This is a genomic window from Paenibacillus sp. USHLN196 (genome assembly GCF_037144955.1).
Classification (GTDB): Bacteria; Bacillota; Bacilli; order Paenibacillales; family Paenibacillaceae; genus Paenibacillus; species Paenibacillus xylanexedens_C.
The window spans coordinates 521,009-543,901 of the sequence record NZ_JBBCYH010000004.1 but is presented as its reverse complement, the minus strand read 5'-3'; the positions used below and the strand labels follow the sequence as shown (position 1 = coordinate 543,901).

Genomic DNA, 22,893 nt, shown 5'->3' with positions numbered 1-22,893 from the left:
AAATATCGGATTTATCGGATTAGGTATTTTTCAGCGCAGTCGCTTCCACGTCGTTGATAAATCGGCGCAGCTTGGCAGCCACATCACGGGTAATTTCGCCGTTTTCATACAGTTGCTGAACCGTATTGCGCTGTTCCTGAATGGCCACCATCTGCAACTCCAGTTTCTCCTGATTAAACGGATCTTCCGTTTTACCCTGGTTCCAGGTGCGCAATTTGGCAATAACTCGCTCATACTTGGCAATGACCGACAGTGCCACGACACGATTTCCATCATTCATATGAGCACGAATGGCCTTAATGGCTGCTTCAGAGGTGCGCAGCTTCACCTGACGGAACAGTTCTGCATTTTCAAGCATGAAAGGTTGACTCGGCTTCTGGGACCGGTTGGAGAACAGATGTCCTAACACACGCCCGATCTCGCTGATCGAGGTCATGAACTGAGTATTTGTGCGATTCGCCAGCATCATTTCCTTGCGATCGAGCCAGCTGTCACATTTGAAGGCCGCATCAGAGGCAATTGCATTTTCGTCCAGCATCGTTTCAATTTCTTTACGCTCCGCACGGGTGGCAATCAGATTGATGGCCGTTTCTTGTTTTTGAATATCTTTGCGTTTACCGGCGGTAAGCTGGCCTGCGGCCTGCCTGATGTATTTGGACAGATCTGAGACGACCGCGAGTGCCGCAGCTTTGTTCTCATCGTTCATTTCGGATTTGACAGCTCGTATTGCCGCATTCAGCATAATGTCATGTGCCTTGCGTTCTGACTTCTGCGGTGTTTCTTCTGTGGATTTACCATCATCCTTGGCCAGAACCGGAAGAAACACGCTCGCGGCAATCAGGGAGAAGAGGATAACCCCTGCCGCCAGGAAAATAATCAGATCCCGTTCAGGGAAAGGTGATCCATCCTGAAGCACGTAAGGAATGGAGAAGGCACCCGCCAATGTCACAGCCCCCCGCACCCCAGAGAGGGAAATGATCGTAATATCCTTAAATCTGGGCCTGCCAATAGAGGATTTGGTCCGCAGCAATTCATTCCCTCGCCAGAACAGATAGATCCAGAGAAAGCGGAGAACCAGCAGTAACATCGAGATCAAGCCCACATATCCCAACACCTGCAGATTATTAAACGAAACATTTTCAAAAATGGTACTCAGCACATCCGGGACCTGTACACCCAAAATCACGAACACCAGGCCATTTAGTATAAATAAAATGACTGACCATGTGCTCGCAGATACGACCTGCATCTTCAACTGAACCGATTCTGCGCGGTCACGCTCAATGGCGTGAATGATCCCACCTGCAACGACCGCCAAGATACCCGACACCCCAATTTCTTCACTCACCAGGTAGATGACAAATGGAGTCAGGATCTGCAGCAGCATGTGAATCGTCACATCTTCCATGCCCAGTCTACGAATCCACACCCCGAGCCTGATTAACAGAAACGATAACAAGGCACCGACGAGAAGTCCACCAATCGCAATCAGAATAAAACTGAAGGTTGCCTGCGCCAGGGAAAACACACCTGTAACCGTGGCTGCAATCGCGAATTTGAAGGCGACCAAGCCGGATGCATCATTCATTAATGCTTCACCTTCAAGAAGCCTATGTATGCCTTTGGGCAAATGTACCCGCCCTGCCATGGCGCCAACGGCCACTGCATCTGTCGGGGACAATATGGCTGCAAGAGCAAAAGCAGCAGGTAACGGAATCGAAGGAATCAGCCAGTGAATGGCATATCCCGCCACGACTACTGTTACGAATACAAGCCCTAGTGCAAGCAGAAGTATCGGTGCACGCAGATTCCATAATTCATTCCTTGGTGTTCGCTTACCATCGTTGTATAACAAAGGTGCGATGAAGAGTACAAAAAACAATTCAGGATTCAAAGGCAGGTGAACACCTGCAGGAAGCAAAGCTATAGCTACACCAAGCACGATTTGAATAAGCGGAACGGGAATAAAGGGTACAAACCGGTTTAAAATATTGGATAAACCGATCAGGACCAGTAACACAAGTACGGCAATAAATATCTCCATGATGATAATCCCTTTCCGCTATAGAAGTGGTGAAACCTTTGTTGTATAGGTTTATTTTAACATAATCCAGACTTTGTTATAAAAATATTGTCATATTCATATACCCATTCAACTAGCCTCAGACCAGTCTGAATAAAAGAATTCTGATGGATTCTGTATATAAGATGTTACAATATGCTCAGGACAATACCCGTTTGGAAAGGAACTTGCATCTATGGCATTTGGAATTAAACGACAGGAGCTTGCTGCGTGGAAGGAACAAGTGGCTCGTGGTGAGATTGCCTACCTTACTCATTTCTGGATTGACAATCGATTTCCCGGTGTCACCAGCGTCACTAAAGTCGGCTGCGCAGATCTGGAACGTCTGGAGCGTTGGTGTAACGATCATGGACTGGCCCCGCGATACATTCATCGGCGGCAGCCATTTCCCCACTTCGACCTGATGGGCAGCAAGCAAAAGGAGATTTTGATCCAGGAAGGCATGACGGATCATGTGGATCGCTTTCATATGTAAAACCAACTCAAAAACGCCAGTCTTCAAGGTTCATCCCCCCGCAACTAGGGACGAACTCATGAGGACTGACGTCTTTAAGTGATCAAGTTATATATGGACTACCGATGAATCTGCTCAAACGACTTCATGTTCTCCAGCAGTTTCAACTCAATTTTCTTCAGCATACCGAACATCTGCTGTTGCTCTTCCTCGGAAAGTGCTTGCAACAATTCCCACGTCATTCGGCCGCGATTCGCATTAAGTGTCTTGGCAAGCTGTGTTCCCTCATCCGTTAAGGACAGCCACACAATTCTTCGATCTTCTTCACTGCGCACACGCTGGATCAACCCTTCTGTTTCCAGTTGATTCAGAACAATGGTGGTTGCACCGGAAGACAAACTGAGTTGTCTGGCTACATCAACCGCCATGCAGCGTTTTTCGCGTAAAATCATGCCCAATATATGACTTTTTGTCGGATTCAGTTTGCAGTTGGTTTCGCTCTTCTGCTGCTGATCCAATACTTTATTTTTATATCTGAAGAAGGCCTCCAACAATTGATCTACATTTGCCAATTGAGAGTTTCGCTCCGTATCCGGGCTCATAAACGTTCCTCCTGCCTTTCATCATAACCTGCCTTTTATTGTAACATATTTACACTATTTTGTTTGTGAAAAAAACGCTTGTATTGGACACCCTTTATTTGACGGAAGACCTATGTTTTATTATGGCATACACCTATTGCTTTCTTGCAATGGGTTTGTTTATAATAATCTATATCACTAAGTTACTTTTAGTTACTTAATGATTTAAATAAATTTGTTGTCATAAAGTAAATAAAGCGTCATCATTATATTGCAAGGGACTTATGCACATGAACCAGAATATACAATCTCAACTTAAAACAGATGTTTGCATCGTCGGTGCCGGCCCTGGCGGTGCTTTACTTTCTTATCTACTGAATCAAAAAGGGATCTCCACAATTCTCATTGAGCGGCAACCGCACCTGCACAAGTCGTTTCGTGGGGAGCTACTCAATGTGGACGGCGAAGCGATTTTGAATAAACATGGCCTCTATTCGCTCATTCAGGAACGGGGAGCCCTGCTCTTGGAACAGATTCAATATTGGGAAAATGGGAAGATTATTCACACCGTTTCGCCAGGCAATGGAGAATCTCATGTTGGTATTCATGTACCCCAAGATCACCTCCTGGAAGCCATCGTATCGCATGCTCGGCAGCACAATTCTAATGAACAAGTGCTGTTTAATACCATCATGACTGGCTTGCTACGAGATAAAAACAGCCAGACCGTTGGTATTAACATTCGCCAGAACGGCGTTCCTGCTTCCATCGAAGCATCTGTTATTGTCGGTGCAGATGGCAGATACTCTGCTGTACGCAAACATTCCGGCTTGACCCCCGAGATTCGCAAGCACGGGTATGACCTGTTGTGGGCACGTATTCCGGCACCTTCAGGATGGGAACCGGCTGTTCGGATGGCAAGCATGGATGGTCAACAGCTTGCTCTGTTCTCACAGTTCGGCGGTTATGTTCAGATTGGATGGAACATCCCTGTGGGGGCATACACCAAACTGCGTGAGCAACCGATTGCTCCTTTTGTAGATAAACTTGTATCTGCCTTTCCTTGTCTGGCTGATTCAGTAGCAGCCAACATTCAGAGCTGGAGTGATTTTGTTCTGTTATCTGTCGAAAGCAGCTATTGTCAATCATGGACAAAGGACAATGTTGTGCTCATCGGTGATGCCGCCCATACCATGACACCAACTGGTGCATTTGGACTTAATGCGGCGCTGGAAGATGCGGACACACTCTCGGATCTGCTTATTCGGATGGCCGCAGATCAATTCCAATCCACTGAACTGCTTCAGGAACTTCAGACGATTCGCGGAGCAAAGGTACAGCAGCAACTTGCTCGGCAAGTGGAGATGGAGTCCTCTTTCCAGCAGCGCTATGAATCCTTTCTCTAAACCCAGTTAATTCTGGTATCTGCCAAAATGCCCAAACAGCCGATCACTTCCTCGTGCAGAAGAATCGGCTGTTTGGGCTTTCTTATTTATCTTCTTTATGTAATCTCTGTCCATCTTCATTTTCGTTTACGTGGAGCAAATGTGTCCTCTCGGGAATCCTCTGCTTGACGAGTCTCAACGTCCTTCGGATAGGACGACATGCTTTCTTTTTCATATATCGCTTTCTCCAGATTGCTTATGCGGCGCAGTACTTGTTTGCTTTTACGAACAATATATACAATACCAATAATCAGCAGGATCAACATCAAAGTGAATATAAATATCCCGGGGAAAAAGACAAATGACATGAATCCACCTCCTTATGAAAACGTTTTCTCTCTATCATTCTAACCCGAATGTCCCACAATGTGAACCCTGACTGAAAGCTATCGTTTATGAAATAGGGATAAATAGCCTGACCTAGCGAAGTTGTCTTACCTAGTCTCAACAAAAAAGGCGGCATCCCTGATCAGGAATACCACCTTAAGCCTCGAATAATAATCGAAGTCTGTTATCTCACCCTTCTCTGCCGTTCATGGCACTGACACGAAGTTCGGTCAGAGGCAGAGACGTTTGCTCCGGATGACGAAGTCTTACCGTCCGGCTCTCACCGGGGAGCAGATCAAAATAGTTGTCACTGAATCGGACACGTCCAAGGGGAAGCTCCAGCTTCACCAATCGTGCAATCGCACCACTGGCCGTAACCGTTACAGACTGCTCCTCTTCGTTCACATGCACGCTCAATTGAGACTCCGGCAATGTCACATCCTTCGGATCACGCAAGAAGTATCGATTGCTCGGTGCCGCAAACCCTTCGGATACCAACTCAACCATTACTTCCTCCGCACGTCTACCCTGTAGCACCTCTACTTCATTTAGTTCGGCAATACACAGTGAGGATTGGGATGTTACTTCAACAGCATGTGAGCATGAGTAGATCTTCTCTCCATTCAATGCATAGACATTGAGTTGAAGCTCGCCTTTCAAGACGTCCTGCGTATCGTTCACGACCCACAACGCAAGCGGCTCACCCGGTTCATGCTCCAGTGACAATAGGACAGGATGAAAGAATATTTTCCCGTAATAAAAGGATGCCTTCGGCAACAGCTCATAGTCAATCATGGACCAGCTTGTTCCTGGCCAACTATCGTTCAATTGCCACACAAGTGCTCCGCTGTTGCGATGATTGATGCGCCGGAAATGTTCAATTCCATATCGCAGCCCTTCTGCTTGAGTGAGCATGGAGTAGTTCATATACTCTTCTATATCTTGCGGAATGCCTGTATAACCCTCCATTAGCAGAATCCCTTTTTGATGATTGGTATCCTTGTTACGGTAGGCCATCTCCGGGCTGCCCCAGTAAAACTGACCTGCGGGCATATTTTTCTCCAGCGTGTAGCGGTTAGCTGAGGCGTGCATACCGAATTCACTGCTGAACAGCGCATAATCCTTTTTATAATTTTTGAACGTTACACCTTCAATACTGTAGTCCAGCAGCGGTGGCTCTCCATGCTTCCTTGGATAGACAGAGCCGTGCCATACCTGCCAGTTGTGGCGATCCCCAACATCGGGATCATTGGCGTCCTGACCGTTGCTGTCCCCGAACGGCGAAGAAGGCCAGTATGGACGGGACAGATCCAAGCGCTCCAACACTTCAGGGATCAGCTCATGATAGATCAGTTCACCGTAGAACGGGCTGGTAATATCTCCACTTGCAGACTTCATATCATAGAGCCAATCTATTTCATTATTCCCACACCAGAGGGCAAGCGAGGCACGGTTCCGAAGGCGCAGCACGTTGTTTTCTACCTCTTGCCGTACGTTGTCCATGAAATCACGATTGAAATCCGGGAACAATGCATTCGCGAATGCAAAATCCTGCCACACCAACACCCCTTGCCGATCACACTCATCGTAGAAGACATCCTTCTCATATATACCACCCGCCCAGACTCGCAACATGTTCATATGCCCTTCCACCGACAGCTCGACAAGCTCACGATATCGGGAGTTCGGGATGGCTCCAATCAGATGATCAGCCGGAATCCAGTTGGCTCCCTTGGCGTAGATCTTGACTCCGTTCAGGATAAAAGCAAATGCATCCTCACCCCGTTCATTGTGAAGAGCCAGTTCAATCGTTCGTATCCCATAATGTTCGCTATAACGATCCACCTCAACGCCATCTGCGTACAATGTAACCTCCAGTGTGTACAGATAAGGGTCACCCAGATCATGAGTCCACCATAACTGAGGTGACGTTACGTTCAATGTGATATCTGCCTTACCACCTTCTACAGGCAGTACAGTGGCACCTGCCACCTCGTTTCCGCTGCGATCCTGCAGACGAACATGACAGGACATAACCACAGCTTGCTCCCGTTTCTGTCTGTTACGGAAAGACAAGACGGACTTCACATCCGCCGTGACATGTAAGACAGCCAGCTCTGTACTGACTGATTCCGTTCGAGCATACACACTTTCAAGCTTGGCGATTGTTCGTTTTTCCAGCCGTACTGCACCCCAGATGCCTACCGTAACCATGCGTGGACCCCAATCCCATCCAAAGTTCATCGCCGCCTTGCGCAGCCACGGCCGTTCCTTCGTATACGAGGACCAGTCGAAGGTCTCTTTGTCTCGGTGATGCAGGTGGAGTGGATCAAACTTGACAGCAATCGCATTCCAGCCGTTGCGCACCAGAGATGTGACATTAAACGTATGTGACATGAGCATATTGGCCGTTTTTCCAACTTCATGGCCATTGACGTAGACCGTTGCAAACGTATCCAACCCTTCAAACACCAGTTCAAAGTGCTCCTCCGTCTCTGCATCTCTCACGACATTGAAGGTTGTACGGTACCACCATTCCTTTTGCTCAATCCAGCGACTTTTGGCATCATTATGTCCGTAATAGGGTGGATCAATGATACTTCGCTCAACCAATGCAGCGTGTACATCTCCGGGCACTTCAGCCCCAATCCAGAAGCGATCATCCAGTGCAGCAGCTGCCACATCCATTGCCCGCTTCTCCCCAACATCAAAATGCTGTATCTTCCATTGTCCCGATATATCCTGACTTGAACTAAGGTTCTTCATAATTACGCCCTCGCTCCCCAAGATCCCTGAGTTATGCCACATCGAAAACGTTTGCAGAAATACAAAACATGCTTCGTAATCTGCTCACTTTAACTTCCTGAAGGCTTGAACGACATTGCCTCCTCGCGATATTCACTCGGGGTCTTGCCCGTATGTTTTTTGAAAAGCCTGCTAAAATATTTCACATCTTCGTAGCCACTGATGGCAGCGACCTCACTGACCTTCGCTGGAGACACCGCCAGCATATCCATTGCCCTTCGTATACGCGTGTCGGTGACAAAATCACCGAAAGTCACACCCATTTCTTTTTTAAACAACTCACTGAGGTGGCCCGGATGCAAATGAACATGTCCAGCTACCTGCTGCAGATTAATATCCTGAGCCAATGAAGACTCAATATAACCTATCGCCTTTTGCACATGTGCAGCCTGCCCCTGACCCATGCGACTATGATAGGCATGCATCACACCATACAGATGATGGAACAGCATATCCCCAAGTTCCACAGCATCTGCATCCGGTTCTGGCAACCAGGGTTCCAGCCTTGCGGATTCTTCACGTCCTATAGCTCGCATCGTACGAGTCAGCCAGCGATGACCTGCAATAACGGCAGATTGCAGACAGGCACCGAACGATTCTGGTGTGACTTCCGGTTCTGCTATAAGATTGGCCACAAGTTCTCGTGTCCATGTCGTTAACGTGACCGAATCATTATCCAGCAGCAGTGTGCCGAGTACGGTCTCCTCTTCTTGCGTAAGTACGGTTTTGCCACCTTGACGGTCCTGAATGTGCTGATAATGCCATATTTTATAATCAATCAAACTCCGATATCGGAATGCCGCTGAAGCGGTTCTATAGCTCTCGTGCAGATCTGCAGATCTATGAACTGGCAGACCTATTGCTGCACGCAAGGTGCACTTCAATAATTGCTCCACCCGACGTAATGCACTCTCCAGCCTGAATGGATATTCCTGTTCCACCAGCGGCCATGAGACAACACAGATAATTTGCTGCTTCTCTACATGCGCAATGGCTCCTGGCAGCAGATCCTCCAGTGTGTTTTGCACCGCAAATCGTAATAGTGCATCCGAAGAACGATCCCAGCCCTCTGCTCGTAGAACCATGACTTGTCTGAGAATCTGTTCATCGTTCAAACCATTGACCGCTTCCTTCTGTACACCAGACTGCAAGAACGATGGACAAGGACCAGAAGAGATATCACCATCAATAATCCATCCGGCAAACAACCGCTCCCGATTCTCCCGCAAGAGCTGTCCCTCTCTGGACTTCTCTGCCCAACGTTCTGTTATTCGCTGTTTGGCCTGTAATACGGTCTTGATAATCTCCTCCGGCTTGCTTGTTTTGAGCAAATAATCGGTAACACCTTGGCGAATCGCCTGCTGTGCATAAGAAAAGTCATCGTATCCGGATAAAATAATAACCTCCAGCTCAGGTAGCAATCGCAGTCCCTCTTCTGCCAGTTCCAGACCCGATCTGCCTGTCATCCGGATATCCGTCATCAGGATATGTGGACGTTCCTCCGCCATGCGCATTAACGCCTCCTCTGCCGAGGCAGCAGGTTGAAGTAATTCAATTCCAAGTTCATGCCATGCGATTACACTGGCAAGTCCTGTCCGAATAATGACTTCATCATCAACAATTAATAGTCTCATGGCGCTCCCTCCAAGATTGGAATGGAAAACGAAATGCGGGTACCGCCACCAACCCTGCTATCCACTTCGAGCTGCGCTTCCGGTCCATAATGAAGCAGCAGTCTCTCGTTCACATTACAGAGCCCATAACCCCCTTGGGTTAGTTGCCTTTCCGTCTGTTTTCCCGTCTGAACAATGCTTATCCTTAATTGCTCCAGCTTGCTCGGCTCCATGCCGACACCATCATCCAGCACCAGCACATTCATCTGTTCATTCTCTGGATCCTTGCGAATCATAATGGTGATGGTTCCCATAGCCGCTTTGGGCTGAATGCCGTGAATCATGGCATTCTCGACGAGCGGCTGCAGGAGCAATTTCAGCATCATAAGCTGCTCTAATGCCGGATCTACGATATAATGCAAGACAAATTGATCCGGGAAACGAATGGACTGCACACGCACATAATGACGAATATGAGCAATCTCCTGTTCCACAGGGCAGTAATCCTGACCATTGTTCAAGCTGATACGCAGAAAATCACTCAAGCCCTCCACCATATCCGCAATTCTCTTCTCTTCAGACATTAAGGCAATCCAGTGAATCGAAGAGAGCGTGTTATAGAGAAAGTGCGGGTTAATCTGCGCCTGAAGCACTCGAAGATCCGCTTCTTTTTTGCGGGCTTCGCCCCGAATAACCTCTTCCTTCAACAACTGAATATGTGCACCGAGCAGATTGTAACTCTCCCCAAGCCTGCCGATCTCGTCATCACTTTCAGACCGAAACAAAGGAAGCGGGCGTTCCGGATCAATTCGAGACAGATGCCGGGTAAGTACACGAAGCGGCCTCGTCACACGCCGCACCGTGAACCAGACCAATCCAGCACTAATCACAGCAGACATCGCAACAGCACACCCGGTTAGAATAAGGATATACCGATTCTCCGACTTGTACTGGTCATAAGGAACCGTTCCAACCAACGTCCAACCGGTCAGTTCTTCTGGATAATAGAGCAACGTCCGTTTATCCTCACCACTGCCATATGTGGTTGTTCCGTTACCGCCACCCTGAATTAACGTTGTGACTCCTGGTTCGACCTGTTCCAGCTTAAGTCCAAGCCGGGATTTGTCCATGGAAGACAAGATCTCTCCCGAACTGCCGATGAGTTCCAGTCTGCCCTGCCCTCTGCCTAATCCCAGAGCAGCCCATCCCTTGGATATGGCCTTCTCATCCAGACTGATCGCCAGCCAGCCGATGGGTCGATAATCATGGATACTGCGGATCGGTCGAACCAATGTGATCACATTTTGTATACCCGCATAATTCTGGACCGGATATACCCCCGTCCATTTTTTCACTGCTTCTCCGCTCGGTACCGGTGGATAAGATAAGCTTGAATTATTGGATTCATACCAGGTAGCCGTAGACAATGTGGCATCGAATCGACTTGGATATATGGCGATGTTCGCAATATATTTCTTGGAAGCCGCCAGATTGGTCATCCTGCCCAGAATATCCACCCGGTCCAGCTCATGATCTTCATTGTGGCTAAGATACTGCTGGATGTCCCGTTCTCCAATCAGGAAAATGGAGAGATTCTCGGCATCCTGCAACATATAACGAAGATTGGCTTCTACCTGTTTCAGCGTATCCATGCCGGACAGCTTTGTTTTTTGCTCTGTGATGCGGGAAGAGATCAGAAAGGCGAACAGGCCCAAGGCCAGCAAAGGCACAATCATTGAAGCCGTCACAACGACGGATAGCTTCCTTTGTAACGAAGATGTGAGCCAGCGTGCCAAACGTTTCTCCTCCTCTGGATGCGCTTTCGCTTACCCTTTGACAGCTCCTGCGGTCATGCCTTTCATAACCTGTTCCTGGAATATAAGATACAGAATAATGGTTGGAATGACCGAAAGGGTCATGGCAGCAAGCGTTAATCCGTAATCCGTCTGATATCCATCCGCAAAGTTCGCAATCGCCAGCGGTAACGTTTTCAATCCGGTTTTGTTGATGAACACAAGCGCAAATGAAAAGTCATTCCACGCATGCAGGAAACTCAGGATCGTCACCGTGGACAACGCAGGGACAGACATCGGCAGCATAATTCGGGTAAACAGCCCCCAGAGGCCTGTTCCATCAATAAAAGCCGCCTCTTCAATGTCACGTGGAACACTTGTTAAATAGGCAGTAAGCACGAAAATAGCCGTAGGTAATGCAAAGGCCGTATACGGTAAGATTAATGCCCAGTACGTATTCAGCAATGACATCTGTTTCATCAGAATGAATAAAGGGACAAGTGTACTATGGATCGGTATGAGCATGCCTACAACAAAGAAAGTCATGATCAACCCTTTCCAGCGAAACTGGAAGCGGGCCAGGATGAATGAAGCCAGCGCTGCAATAAACAGCGTCAGAATTAATGATCCAACTGATACAATGAGTGAATTGTTAAAAGCGGTCCCTAGCTTGGAGCTTTCCCATGCATTGCTGAAATTGGCTACGTTCCAGTTTTCAGGCAGACCGAAAGGCCTGCTATAGAAATCTTCATTCGTTTTGAACGCACTAATCACGAGCCAGTAGAACGGATACAATGTTAAAATACCATAGACCGTCAGCAGCGTCCAAACAATTCCGCTGCGAAGACGTCGAATCGGATGACCCGAGCCACTTCGTGGTGATGGCATGGATACAGGTGTCACGCGCATTATAGCTCCCCCTCTCTAATGGTTCTCTCTTCGTTTGCGACTGGTTACCCACTGGCTTGTTCCGATCAGCAGTAACGAGATCAGTACGATGGTCGTCGAGATGGCACTTCCGAAGCCATAACGGTATGTGGTAAACGTGGAATTGTACATATACGTAGCGAGTAGTTCTGTGGCATGCGCCGGACCACCCTTGGTCATGATGTAGACCAGATCGAATGATTTGAGGCTACCCGAAATACATAGAATGATGGCAACCTGAACTGTTCCCCAGATCATGGGTAAAGAGACCGATACCAGCTTCCGGATTCCTGAAGCACCGTCTATTTTGGCAGCATCATGAATCTCACCGGGAATATTCTGCAGCGCTGAGATAAAGATAATCAGATACAACCCAACAAAGCTCCAGAGCAACGGCGGTACCAATGAGAAAATTGCAATCTTGTCATCAGACAGCCATTGCAGCTTCCAACTCTCCAGCCCCAGTGCATCCAGCAGAAAGTTCAATATCCCGATCTGTGGATGATAAATATACTGCCAGATCATTCCGATAACGACAGTGGATAACACCATCGGCAGAAATACCGCTGAACGCAGAAACCGCTGCAATGGATTACTTTTGTGTAATATGACCGCCAACATCAGCGCTAACGGAATTTGTCCAAATACAGATGCCAGCACGAAGATAACGTTATTTTTCAGTGCCCGCCAAAATACAGGATCATGCCAGATCTCAATGTAATTATCCACACCAATATATTTGGATGCCCCAATGCCGGACCAATTGAAGAAACCGTAGTACGCTGACCACACGACCGGTACAAATACAAACAATGCATAAATGATGACTGCCGGGGCCAGCCCCAGCATAATAAAACGCCGACTTCGCAGTGCGTTCATCTGTTCACTTCCCCTCCTTGAATGCCTTTCTCAACTTGCAACTGACTATCTCATCCATACTTAAAACCCCTCCCCTGCCGGGAAGGGGTTCTAACGGATAACCAGCTAATATGTGATGTGATAAGTTCATTGGTTCTTCATCGTCAAGCTGTACAATCGTAATCGCTGTCTAGTTCGACGAATCGTTACTGACTAACGGCATTGGCTTGAGCCGCCTGAATCTTAGCTGCAATGTCTTCGGCCTTGCCGCCCATAAGCAACTCTTGCAACGCATTATTAATTACCTCAACCGTTGCCGATCCCAGCTTGGAATCGTATACTGGCGTGATCTTCACTTCCTGCATCAGATCATATAATTCAACGAACAATGGATGTGCCTTGGTTTTGTCCAGATCAATCTTGTAACTCACCAATGTACTGCTATCCAATGTGGCCTTCTGACCGTCAGGTCCTGCCAGTGCGTAGAACAACTCCATCGCTGCCTCTTTTTGTGCACCGCTCAGCTTCTTACTTACACCCAACCCGGTTCCCACAACACCGGATGTTGTTCTTGGTTCACCCTGACCTCCGTCCACTGGAGGAAGAATCGTAATATGCGTGTTGTTCAATACCTCTTCAGGTGCATTGTTCACCAGATTTGCCAAGGCCCATCCGCCGTTCATGACCATCGCTGCCTTACCTTGGAAATATAGCTGCATCATCTGCGTCTCATCGATACTGTTGAATCCATCCTGGAATGCTTTGGTGTTGCCTAACTCCTGCATCTTGTTCAGGGCTTCAATAAATTGTGGATCGGTAAAGCTTGCACCCTCTTGTGCTGCCGCTTTCAGGAACCAGTCTGTGCCGGTAATCCGATCAGCCAGTGTACTGAATATCGTTGATTGAGCTACCCAGTTAGCCTTGTTGCCAAGTGCCATGGGAATGACTTTATTTTGATTAAATGTAGCAATTGCCTGTTCTAATTCCGCCCACGTCTCAGGCACTTTCACATTGTACTGTTTGAAGAGAGCTTCATTGTAATAAATGAAGGAACTTGGCGCCAGATTCATCGGCACGGAGTAGATATTCCCGTCCACAGTGTATCCATCCAGTGCATTCGGGATAAAGTTGTCTTTCCACTCCGGCTTCGCGTCCAGCTCTGCATTAATGGGCTGTAACAGGTCACCTTTCACAAATTCCTTGGTCATGGCATCCGGCCACATCACGAATAGGTCTGGCATCTCGTTGGCAGCTGCCACCGTGCGAAGCCGGGTTTTGAGACCATCTGTTGGCAAGCCTTCATCCACAACTTCAATATCTGGATGCGCCGCGCGGAAATCTTCAATAATTTTGCGCATCGCAACCGCCTTCGCATCCTGTCCGGTCCAGTTGTGCCAAAGTGTGACGGTTACTTTGTCATTGCCGCTGCCTCCTTCTGAAGTGTCCCCGCCAGCACAGCCAGCAAGAATAATGGAGAACAACGCTATTGCCAGGAAACCCGAAAGCCATTTTTTCAACATCTCTATAATCCCCCTCGGCGATTTGAATACACTTATTGTAATTGGTAACGCTATCATACCGTAAGGTGACGATCCACGGATGCAGGGGTGAAAAATATCGGTTACCCTCTCCGGAGCGTACTTTGCTGAACCATTATTAACAACATATAAAAAGAGCTCTCATCATGAGAGCTCTTTCTTGTACCCGCCATGGGTGGCTTAACCCAAGCTATATATGAAACGAATAAGTGCTAAATCTTATTAGATACGGATTGAATATTATTTGATACTGTTTTTCACCAGTTCTGCAAAAGCTTCCGATCCTTCCGTAGTAAGATGTACACCATCTTTTTCAAAATATTCGTCATGTCCTTCACTTGCACTATTCCAATCAATCAACGAGACATTGCTGTAGCTGGATGCTGCCTCATTCAATGCCCTGTTAACCGTTCGCTCCCATGGGCGAGGTACACGCACAGTAACCAGATATACCTGATCCTCATCCTTAAGGTAATCAAGCACAGCATTCAAGTTTTTGGAGTTAAATGAACCATTCGTCCCAAGCTCCAGCACCACTTTGCTGCCCATTTGGTTGTTTCGCTTCAAGCCTTCCAATACATCGGCTGCCTCCCACATCTGACGGCCGACATGTCCGTCCACGTACACTCCCGATATACTTTGTTCCAAATACGGTTTTGCATCCAAAATTACCGAATCTCCAATAATGGAATAATGAACCTTGCCATCTTGGGCAGGAGGCGCTGTTTCTTCATTTTCCTGAGATGCATCAGGTATATCATCCGTACTATCGGATGGTTTCGCTTCAGCGTCTCCCGCAGCATCATTCTCGGAAGTCACGGAGTCATCAGCCGGCTTATCTTCAGACTGATCATCCTTGCCAGTATCCACTGAAGTATCCTGATCGCCTGGTTTGGAGTCTGGGGCAGACTCTCCTGTCGGCTTCTCATTTTTGTCCAGATCATGCTTCGGGCTAGGTTCCGGTTGATGACGAAGAGAATCGTTCGTTTGACCTGAGTCTGACGTTGCTGTTGTAGCTGGTACAACATCCTGTCCCTGTTCCTCCGCTACGGAATTCTCTCCATTCAATATATTGGACATCGACATCGCATGGGAATCAGAATTCGCTGCATGCGAGACCATCATCTGAGATACCGTATAGGTTAGAAGCAGAATCGTCATCAACAGACCCGCCCGCTTCCACCATACGTTTCGTATGCTGATTGATGGTCGTCCTCTTCCCCATAACCGGGACCAAGAATCACGGAATCCATTGTACCGAATCGGATTTTCAATATATTTTAGGGACAATGAAGCCAGCACAACCGTTGCAGCAACCTGTAAAATAATTCGTACAGGATGCGCTCCTCCCGTATCCACCGCGGGATTGGTTAGAATAATAACGGGATAATGCCACAGATATAATCCGTAGGATCGCTCTCCGATCCAGCGTAGTGGCTTCGCTCCAATGATGCGGGCCAGGGAAGACGAAGGATGCGCTAGTACCGCTACCAGTAACGTCGTTGCAATGGCCTGAAGCACCATTCCTCCTTGATACAGAAACGGATCATATTCACTGCTATTCAGCATCATATAGATCAACCATGCAAGTGCAGCGAGTCCTAACACGTCGAGCACAAGTCGGTTCATGCTAGGCAGAGAGTTCGACAGCTTGCGACTAGGCCAAACCACAGCAAGAGCAGAACCTGCTAACAGGGCAAATGCCCGCGTGTCTGTTCCATAATATACACGGCTCGGGTCCAGATCCGGATTATACATGATGGCCATTGCTCCCGCAGACAATTCAGCTGCAACGACAATGAACACGACCAGCCATCCCTTTCTCTTGAACACTACGATTGCTGCGATCAGCAGAAGAGGCCATATCAGATAAAATTGCTCTTCCACAGCCAGCGACCAGAAATGTCCAAACGGTGATGGCGGTCCAAAACTTTCGAAATAGGAAACGTTGTGAAAGATATACCACCAATTGCTTATGTATAATACGCCCGATACGATATCGCCACGAAGCGCAGCAAGTCGGGATGGATCTGTGCAGACCAGCCAGATCATCACTCCAGCTGTCATGGTCAACATGCCTGGAAGCAGGCGTCTTACCCGCCTTACCCAGAAATCACCGAGTGAAATGCGTCCATGCTCCTGCCACTGTGACACGAGAATATCTGTAATTAAGTATCCTGAGAGAACAAAAAATATACCTACACCGAGCAGTCCGCCCGGAATAAAATCCAAATTCAGATGATATGCGATTACCGCAAGTACAGCGATGGCTCGCAAGCCATCCAGTCCGTTCATATGTCGTTTGTTATTAGACGATTGTGACATGCATGCCCCTCCTTGTTACTGTGAGTCAACAACTTCGGTGTTTGGGGCAAAAGGAAACTCCTGATCGTTCTGGTTGTCATTAACATACGTATTGCACCTTCCATCTTTCATTTACAACATAAGGACAGCTTCTGATCGAAGCACTATCCGATGATGCTACATTCTGGGTAAATTCTATTATCTTAAAGAAGACGTGTTGCCTGTCCATTAAGTTCTAATCATGACGATATTCTTTATATTCATCGTGGGTTCACGTTTAAACCGATGTAACCTTTCCTGCCAGCTCATACAGCTGTAAAATCATACTCTAATTTTGTCGTGAAATATAGTACTTTTCATCGAGTGGATAAAATTACCTGACCCATTTGCGCATACCAGCATACCCACGCACACATCCATTGAAACAATTGAATTCATAGCAAAAGGCTGCCGACTTGCTCAGCAGCCACTATCCATTATAAACCTATGTCAGACCGGATTGAAAGTTTTGCTCATAATTGCTTCTTCTTGCCTAGGACCCTAGAGGTGGAACAATGAGTATCATGTTATAATGAGAGGAATCAATGTCTAAAAATACGATACTGGGAATGTGATAGGATATGGTCAAATCAGTGAAATACACCTCCTAAATGAAGGAATCATTCAAATTTAGGAGGTTATAACGATATGTTTAATGCAATCGTGTTAGATCAGTGGGATCGAAAGCCATACTTTGACCACTACTTGAATCAGGTCAGATGTACCTACAGCATAACTGCCAATCTGGATATCACTCTATTGATCACCAAACTCAAGCTTAAAGGGTTGAAGTTCTATCCGGCTCTTATTCACATGATCTCTACGGTCGTCAATGCACACAGGGAATTCCGAACCTGTTTTGATGCTGAGGGAAGATTGGGCTACTGGGACGAGATGTCTCCGAGCTATACGATTTTTCATGAGGATGACAAGAGTTTCTCAACGATCTGGACGGCATTTCATAAAGATTTCGAGACGTTCCATATTCGTTATCTGGAAGATATGAAGAATTACAAGATCACAAACAGTTTGCCGCCAAACCCAATGAACCACTGAATACGTTTCCGGTTTCCAGTATTCCCTGGGTGAACTTCACTGGATTTAATCTGAATATTTATAATGAGGGAACCTACCTGTTGCCCATTTTCACAATGGGGAAATATGTTCAACAAGAGGATAAAGTCTATCTCCCCTTGTCCATTCAGTTACATCACGCCGTGTGCGACGGTTATCACGCTGGCGTTCTATTTAACGAATTGCAATCACGTGCAGATCGTTGCCATGAATGGTGTTAATTAACTAAATGACGAAAAGGCATTCCTGACTTCATGATGGAGTCATGGAATGCCTTTTCTTTTTCTTTTTTTTCAAATACGATTTAATTACACTTACTATACCCACAGTTACTGCATGTTTTGCATCCTTCCACATTCATCAGAGATGCCGAGCCGCATGAAGGACATAAATCTCTCGATTCGATAAAGGTTTTCTGATCCTCCACTTTTGGATATGCGCTCTCCACTTGATTCTGTTCTTGTGTGGCTCCAGATACGTTCTGTATATGACTTTCCAATGCTTTGGCAACCGCATCTGCAATGGACTCCACACGATTAGCTCCAAATCCAATTGCTCCCGAACCGCCGATTCCTTTAAGATGTTTAATCAGAAGTTGAACCTTGTGCCCATGATCTCCGTATCGCAGGAACAGGGAGCATACCCGACCGAGTGCCTCTGCCATGGCGAACACATCCGATCCCGCTTTGCCCACGTTCAGGAATATCTCACCTGGTGTTCCCTCCAGATCATTGATTGTGATGTAGGCCATACCGAATGGTGTATTGATTTTGTATGTCGCACCTCGCAGTACCTGAGGACGGCTTCTATATTGTTTATCGAGCACTGTAGCAGAGGAATGGCTTTCTTCAGATGTTTCAACACCTGCCTGCACTTCCGCATTATTCGTCAATTCACTAACCGATACATCAGGAAGTGTCTCCGAGTTAGTATTTAATGACGAATCTACATGTTCGGACTTGGCACTATCCTTTTTCGAAGTGGATAGCACCTGCACATCCCTGCTGCCATCGCGGTATATCGTTACTCCCTTGCAGCCAAGGTCGAAGGCCAGTTCGTACAGCTCAGCCGTATCCTCCACCGTAAAATCAGCCGGACAATTGGCCGTCTTCGAGATCGAACTATCCACCCATTGCTGAATCGCAGCCTGCACCCGGATGTGATTCTCAGCCGACAGATCCATCGCCGTCACATAATAGTCCGGCAAAGCTTCACCCGGATGCTCATCCAGCCAATCTTGTGCAATCGGTACGAACTGTTCATCATAACCTAGACGGCTTTGACGGAAATACTTGAAAGCGAAATACGGCTCAATGCCTGTCGAGGTGCCTACCATCGTACCTGTACTTCCCGTCGGCGCTTGTGTGATCAGTGTGACATTTCGAATGCCCTGTTTGCGAATGGCCTCTCCCACTTCAGGATAGGTTGCAACCATGTTTTTCATGAATCCACTCTGTAAATAAGGTTCCGCTTCAAAAGCCGGGAAAGCCCCCTTCTCTGCTGCAATCTCCGCCGATGCCAGATAAGCCTCTTTTGCCATGAATCCATACAGTTTATCCAGAAATTTAAGGGATTCCGGGCTGCCGTATCGAATACGCAGCTTAATCATCAGCTCTGCCAGTCCCATCGTGCCAAGACCAACTCGGCGTTCACGTTGCTGATTCAGTCTGTTTTCCTCAAAATGATAAGGTGTTGCATCGATGACATTGTCCAAAAACCTCGCCGAGATGCGAGTGGTTTCCGCCAGTTCGTCCCATGCCACATCATGATTCGTTTCATCGTAGAATTTGGACAGATTGATCGCTGACAAGTTACATACCCCCCATCCAGGCAAGCCCTGTTCCCCGCAAGGATTAGTACAGATGATCGGATTGAAGTACCAGCTATTGGACATCTGGTTATAGTACTCCATGAACACAACACCGGGCTCTGCTGACTTCCATGCTGATTCAATAATGGTATGCCAGATTTCGCGCGCCTTCAGCGTCCGATAGTGCACCACCGAATGACCTGCGGCTTTCCACTGCTGCATATCCCCATTCCACTCGGTGTCATAGTCCGGATCATTCGTATCGGGGAAAACCAGATCCCAATCTCCGTCCTGCTTGACAGCCTCCATAAATGCGTTGCTCACACATACAGACAGATTGGCATTCGTCACCTGCCCCATGGTTTGTTTTACGGTAATAAAATCAAGTACATCCGGATGCCAGTCATTCATCATCAGCATGAGTGCACCCCTGCGACTTCCGCCCTGTTCAATCAATCCGGTCGTATAACTGAACAAGCCACCCCAGGATACGGAACCGCTGGATGACCCATTAACACCTTTGACCATCGCCCGGCGAGGACGCAAAGAGGACAGATTAATACCTACACCTCCCCCGCGTGCCATAATCTCGGTCATCTCGGTCAGGGTTCTCATGATGCCACCCCGACTGTCTTGCGGAGACGGAATGACATAACAATTGAAGAGTGTCAGCTCATCGCTTGCCCCCGCGCCCGCAGCAATGCGGCCACCGGGCACTAATTTCCAGTCTTCCAACACGGAGCGGAACTTGGACTCCCACGTTGCCTGCTGATTCGCTGTGGATTCGACAGAAGCCATCGCTTTGGCAAGACGGTCCCACATCTCTTCCGGTGTTTTTTCTATATTGAGTGTCAATTTCTCTACGTTCGTCTCGATGATCTCTCCACTTCGAGTCCTTACTTGTACAAGCTGACCCTGACGTTCTATAATTTCACCCACTTCCTTGGTTGGGAACTTGGGATCATCCTTCGTTAATACCAATACAACATCCCCGACCTTGGCATGATTCGAGTCCGCGTCCTTCCAAGCGTATCGGTCCAGAAATATTTTTTCGCTAAGTCCTTCTAATTTGTACGATCGTTGGTTCGATTTCATCATCACGTTCAACCTCCCCGGAATAACAGCTACATGGTTCACTATACGAATAAAATATGATTTAACACTACATATAGTGATATAATTTAAGTATAATACACCATATATTGATTTTCCATGCGACTTTTATCACAGATCTTATTTTATAGACTCCCCTGCTCGGACAAACTCTTTCACACACCCTCATACACATGAATACGACATCTGTGAATTTTTTGGGACAGAAAATATCTGGGGATAACAGCGATTGGATGGTTGTTCTGTCATCGTAGTGTTCGTGCAAATAAACTGTAGTTCAACTTATATAGTTATGAACTGCCTCTCATTCGTCCATACTATTACCTACGAATAGAACGTCATCACGTATGGCAGGGGAGGAAGTACCATGAACCGGAAAAACCCGCACCACACGAATCAACCTGTAGCCGAACTGCCCGTTCCGTTGGAATTCGATCGGAGCTGGATTAATCAATTGGAATCACGACTGGATAAAGGAGGCCCTTGGGGGGATTACAGACTCTTTCAACTTGGCATTCAGGCCGAAGAGACCAACCTGATTCCCAATTTTGATGAGATCCAATGTTTGAAGCATCTACAAGGCCTTACCCCACTCCCTCACCAGATGGACACTGCACGCAGAGTATTATTTGAAATGTCAGGCCGGGCCATTCTCGCCGACGAGGTGGGGCTTGGAAAAACCATTGAAGCCGGTCTCATTCTGAAAGAATATATGGTTCGAGGTCTCGTATCCAAGGTGCTTATTCTCGTGCCCGCCTCTCTTGTGTTGCAATGGGTAAGAGAGTTGAATTCAAAGTTTGGCATCCCTGCTATTGCCCAGAAAAAGGCTTATTCCTGGCAGAATGAAGTGGTCGTTGCTTCCATGGATACAGCCAAACGTGACCCGCATAAAGATATGCTGCTGAATACCGATTACGACATGATCATTATTGACGAGGCCCATAAGCTCAAAAACAAGAAAACAACCAACTATCAATTCATGCTGAAATTGCGCAAAAAGTATTGTCTCTTGCTTACAGCTACACCTGTGCAGAACGATATGAGTGAGCTATTCAATCTGATCAACCTGCTGAAACCCGGTCAACTGGGTCGTCAGGGTGATTTTGCAGCCAACTTTGTCGTCGACAAACGCGTTCCAAAAAATCAGGAACAGCTTAAGAACGAACTTTCCAAAGTCATGATTCGCAACCGCCGCGGTGAAGGCCCCGTTCAATTTACCAAACGGAATGTCTCCAATGTGAATCTGCAACTATCGCCTGAAGAACAGGCGTTGTACGATGGCGTGACTTCCTTTGTGAAGGACCAATATCAGGAAGCTGGCGGCAACCTGAGCAGCATGCTCTCCCTTGTCACATTGCAACGGGAAGTGTGCAGCAGTCGGGATGCTGTATTCGTAACACTCGTTAATCTGTCGAAGAAACTTCCGCTGGACTCTCCCCTTCGGGACAAGATATGGGAACTCGTTGCCCATATTAAAGCGATCAAGGAGAACACCAAAGCGGAGAAAACGATGGAACTGGTTCGAAACATGAATGAAAAAGTAATTATCTTCACCGAGTACCGGGCTACGCAGGAGTATCTGCTGAACTACTTCCGTAACAACGGGCTTACGGCTGTCCCTTATCGGGGTGGCATGAATCGAGGCAAAAAAGACTGGATGATGGACTTGTTCCGCGGGCGTGTGCAAGCCATGATTGCAACCGAAGCAGGTGGCGAGGGCATTAATCTGCAATTTTGTCACCATATGATTAACTTCGATCTGCCCTGGAACCCCATGCGGGTGGAGCAGCGGATCGGTCGTGTACATCGGCTGGGACAGCAGAATGACGTGAACATTTTCAATCTGTCCACAACCGGAACCATCGAGGAGCACATTCTGAATCTGCTGCATGAGAAGATTAATATGTTCGAGATGGTCATCGGTGGATTGGATGTCATACTGGAACGGCTGGAGAAGAAAGAATCTATTGAGAAAAGTTTGTACAAAATCATGCTGGAATCACAAAATGAAGAAGATATTCGTCGCAAAATGGATTCTCTCGGACAATCGCTGAACTCCATTCAGCGTGAGGTTGCAGATGAAGGACCTCCCTTGTCCAGTGTGGATCTTCGCAAAGGAGGTAGCTGAC

At 47.4% G+C, this 22,893-nt stretch carries 14 protein-coding genes and 1 pseudogene; 4 read left to right on the top strand and 11 right to left on the bottom strand.

Annotated elements, in window-relative coordinates; all coding sequences use genetic code 11:
* Positions 1-19 precede the first annotated feature (19 nt).
* Positions 20-2,044, bottom strand: a complete 2,025-nt coding sequence (locus WFI24_RS12385) for a Na+/H+ antiporter (protein ID WP_336761089.1) — start codon at positions 2,042-2,044, stop codon at positions 20-22.
* A 214-nt stretch (positions 2,045-2,258) separates the two neighbouring features.
* Between WFI24_RS12385 and WFI24_RS12380 the strand changes: the two genes are divergently transcribed.
* On the top strand, positions 2,259-2,558 hold the full coding sequence (locus WFI24_RS12380; RefSeq protein ID WP_336761087.1) for a hypothetical protein: 300 nt from the start codon (positions 2,259-2,261) through the stop codon (positions 2,556-2,558).
* A 98-nt stretch (positions 2,559-2,656) separates the two neighbouring features.
* On the opposite strand, the gene WFI24_RS12375 is transcribed toward WFI24_RS12380, so the two are convergent.
* A complete protein-coding gene (locus tag WFI24_RS12375) occupies positions 2,657-3,139 on the bottom strand; it encodes a MarR family winged helix-turn-helix transcriptional regulator (protein ID WP_336761085.1) in 483 nt (160 codons plus the stop codon).
* Between the two features lie 269 nt (positions 3,140-3,408).
* On the opposite strand from WFI24_RS12375, the gene WFI24_RS12370 reads away from it, so the two are divergent.
* On the top strand, positions 3,409-4,524 hold the full coding sequence (locus WFI24_RS12370) for an FAD-dependent monooxygenase (protein ID WP_336761083.1): 1,116 nt from the start codon (positions 3,409-3,411) through the stop codon (positions 4,522-4,524).
* 116 nt (positions 4,525-4,640) lie between these two features.
* Here the strand turns inward: WFI24_RS12370 and WFI24_RS12365 are convergent, their stop codons facing one another.
* From WFI24_RS12365 to WFI24_RS12330, 8 genes are all read right to left on the bottom strand, one after another.
* Positions 4,641-4,871 (bottom strand): hypothetical protein, encoded by a 231-nt coding sequence (locus tag WFI24_RS12365; RefSeq protein ID WP_336761081.1) that lies wholly within the window; start codon positions 4,869-4,871, stop codon positions 4,641-4,643.
* Positions 4,872-5,079: 208 nt separating this feature from the next.
* Complete coding sequence (locus WFI24_RS12360) at positions 5,080-7,656, bottom strand: beta-mannosidase (RefSeq protein ID WP_336761080.1); 2,577 nt, start codon at positions 7,654-7,656, stop codon at positions 5,080-5,082.
* An 89-nt stretch (positions 7,657-7,745) separates the two neighbouring features.
* On the bottom strand, positions 7,746-9,329 hold the full coding sequence (locus WFI24_RS12355) for a helix-turn-helix domain-containing protein (RefSeq protein ID WP_336761079.1): 1,584 nt from the start codon (positions 9,327-9,329) through the stop codon (positions 7,746-7,748).
* A complete protein-coding gene (locus WFI24_RS12350; RefSeq protein ID WP_336761077.1) occupies positions 9,326-11,104 on the bottom strand; it encodes a sensor histidine kinase in 1,779 nt (592 codons plus the stop codon). Before WFI24_RS12350 ends, WFI24_RS12355 begins: the two co-directional genes overlap by 4 nt.
* Positions 11,105-11,134: 30 nt before the next feature.
* A complete protein-coding gene (locus WFI24_RS12345) occupies positions 11,135-12,010 on the bottom strand; it encodes a carbohydrate ABC transporter permease (protein ID WP_442956218.1) in 876 nt (291 codons plus the stop codon).
* 15 nt (positions 12,011-12,025) lie between these two features.
* The gene (locus WFI24_RS12340; protein WP_336761076.1) at positions 12,026-12,907 is read right to left on the bottom strand and encodes a carbohydrate ABC transporter permease; all 882 of its coding nucleotides are present in this window, start codon (positions 12,905-12,907) and stop codon (positions 12,026-12,028) included.
* 185 nt (positions 12,908-13,092) lie between these two features.
* Positions 13,093-14,406 carry an extracellular solute-binding protein gene (locus tag WFI24_RS12335; protein WP_336761074.1) on the bottom strand — a complete coding sequence of 438 codons (1,314 nt, stop codon included), beginning with the start codon at positions 14,404-14,406 and terminating at the stop codon, positions 13,093-13,095.
* Positions 14,407-14,664: 258 nt separating this feature from the next.
* Positions 14,665-16,749, bottom strand: coding sequence for an acyltransferase family protein (locus WFI24_RS12330; protein WP_336761073.1), 2,085 nt, complete (start codon positions 16,747-16,749; stop codon positions 14,665-14,667).
* Positions 16,750-17,415: 666 nt separating this feature from the next.
* On the opposite strand from WFI24_RS12330, the pseudogene catA reads away from it, so the two are divergent.
* Positions 17,416-18,062: pseudogene (catA, locus tag WFI24_RS12325) on the top strand (type A chloramphenicol O-acetyltransferase).
* 83 nt (positions 18,063-18,145) lie between these two features.
* Here the strand turns inward: catA and WFI24_RS12320 are convergent.
* Positions 18,146-20,746 carry an adenosylcobalamin-dependent ribonucleoside-diphosphate reductase gene (locus WFI24_RS12320; protein ID WP_336761265.1) on the bottom strand — a complete coding sequence of 867 codons (2,601 nt, stop codon included), beginning with the start codon at positions 20,744-20,746 and terminating at the stop codon, positions 18,146-18,148.
* 385 nt (positions 20,747-21,131) lie between these two features.
* Between WFI24_RS12320 and WFI24_RS12315 the strand changes: the two genes are divergently transcribed.
* A complete protein-coding gene (locus tag WFI24_RS12315; RefSeq protein WP_336761071.1) occupies positions 21,132-22,892 on the top strand; it encodes a DEAD/DEAH box helicase in 1,761 nt (586 codons plus the stop codon).
* Position 22,893: the final 1 nt, after the last annotated feature.

Bases quoted from the DNA above. Each gene is read 5' to 3' on its own strand.
- WFI24_RS12385 (WP_336761089.1), bottom strand. From the start codon at position 2,044: ATGGAGATATTTATTGCCGTACTTGTGTTACTGGTCCTGATCGGTTTA.
- WFI24_RS12380 (WP_336761087.1), top strand. From the start codon at position 2,259: ATGGCATTTGGAATTAAACGACAGGAGCTTGCTGCGTGGAAGGAACAA.
- WFI24_RS12375 (WP_336761085.1), bottom strand. From the start codon at position 3,139: ATGAGCCCGGATACGGAGCGAAACTCTCAATTGGCAAATGTAGATCAA.
- WFI24_RS12370 (WP_336761083.1), top strand. From the start codon at position 3,409: ATGAACCAGAATATACAATCTCAACTTAAAACAGATGTTTGCATCGTC.
- WFI24_RS12365 (WP_336761081.1), bottom strand. From the start codon at position 4,871: ATGTCATTTGTCTTTTTCCCCGGGATATTTATATTCACTTTGATGTTG.
- WFI24_RS12360 (WP_336761080.1), bottom strand. From the start codon at position 7,656: ATGAAGAACCTTAGTTCAAGTCAGGATATATCGGGACAATGGAAGATA.
- WFI24_RS12355 (WP_336761079.1), bottom strand. From the start codon at position 9,329: ATGAGACTATTAATTGTTGATGATGAAGTCATTATTCGGACAGGACTT.
- WFI24_RS12345 (WP_442956218.1), bottom strand. From the start codon at position 12,010: ATGCGCGTGACACCTGTATCCATGCCATCACCACGAAGTGGCTCGGGT.
- WFI24_RS12340 (WP_336761076.1), bottom strand. From the start codon at position 12,907: ATGAACGCACTGCGAAGTCGGCGTTTTATTATGCTGGGGCTGGCCCCG.
- WFI24_RS12335 (WP_336761074.1), bottom strand. From the start codon at position 14,406: ATGTTGAAAAAATGGCTTTCGGGTTTCCTGGCAATAGCGTTGTTCTCC.
- WFI24_RS12330 (WP_336761073.1), bottom strand. From the start codon at position 16,749: ATGTCACAATCGTCTAATAACAAACGACATATGAACGGACTGGATGGC.
- WFI24_RS12320 (WP_336761265.1), bottom strand. From the start codon at position 20,746: ATGAAATCGAACCAACGATCGTACAAATTAGAAGGACTTAGCGAAAAA.
- WFI24_RS12315 (WP_336761071.1), top strand. From the start codon at position 21,132: ATGAACCGGAAAAACCCGCACCACACGAATCAACCTGTAGCCGAACTG.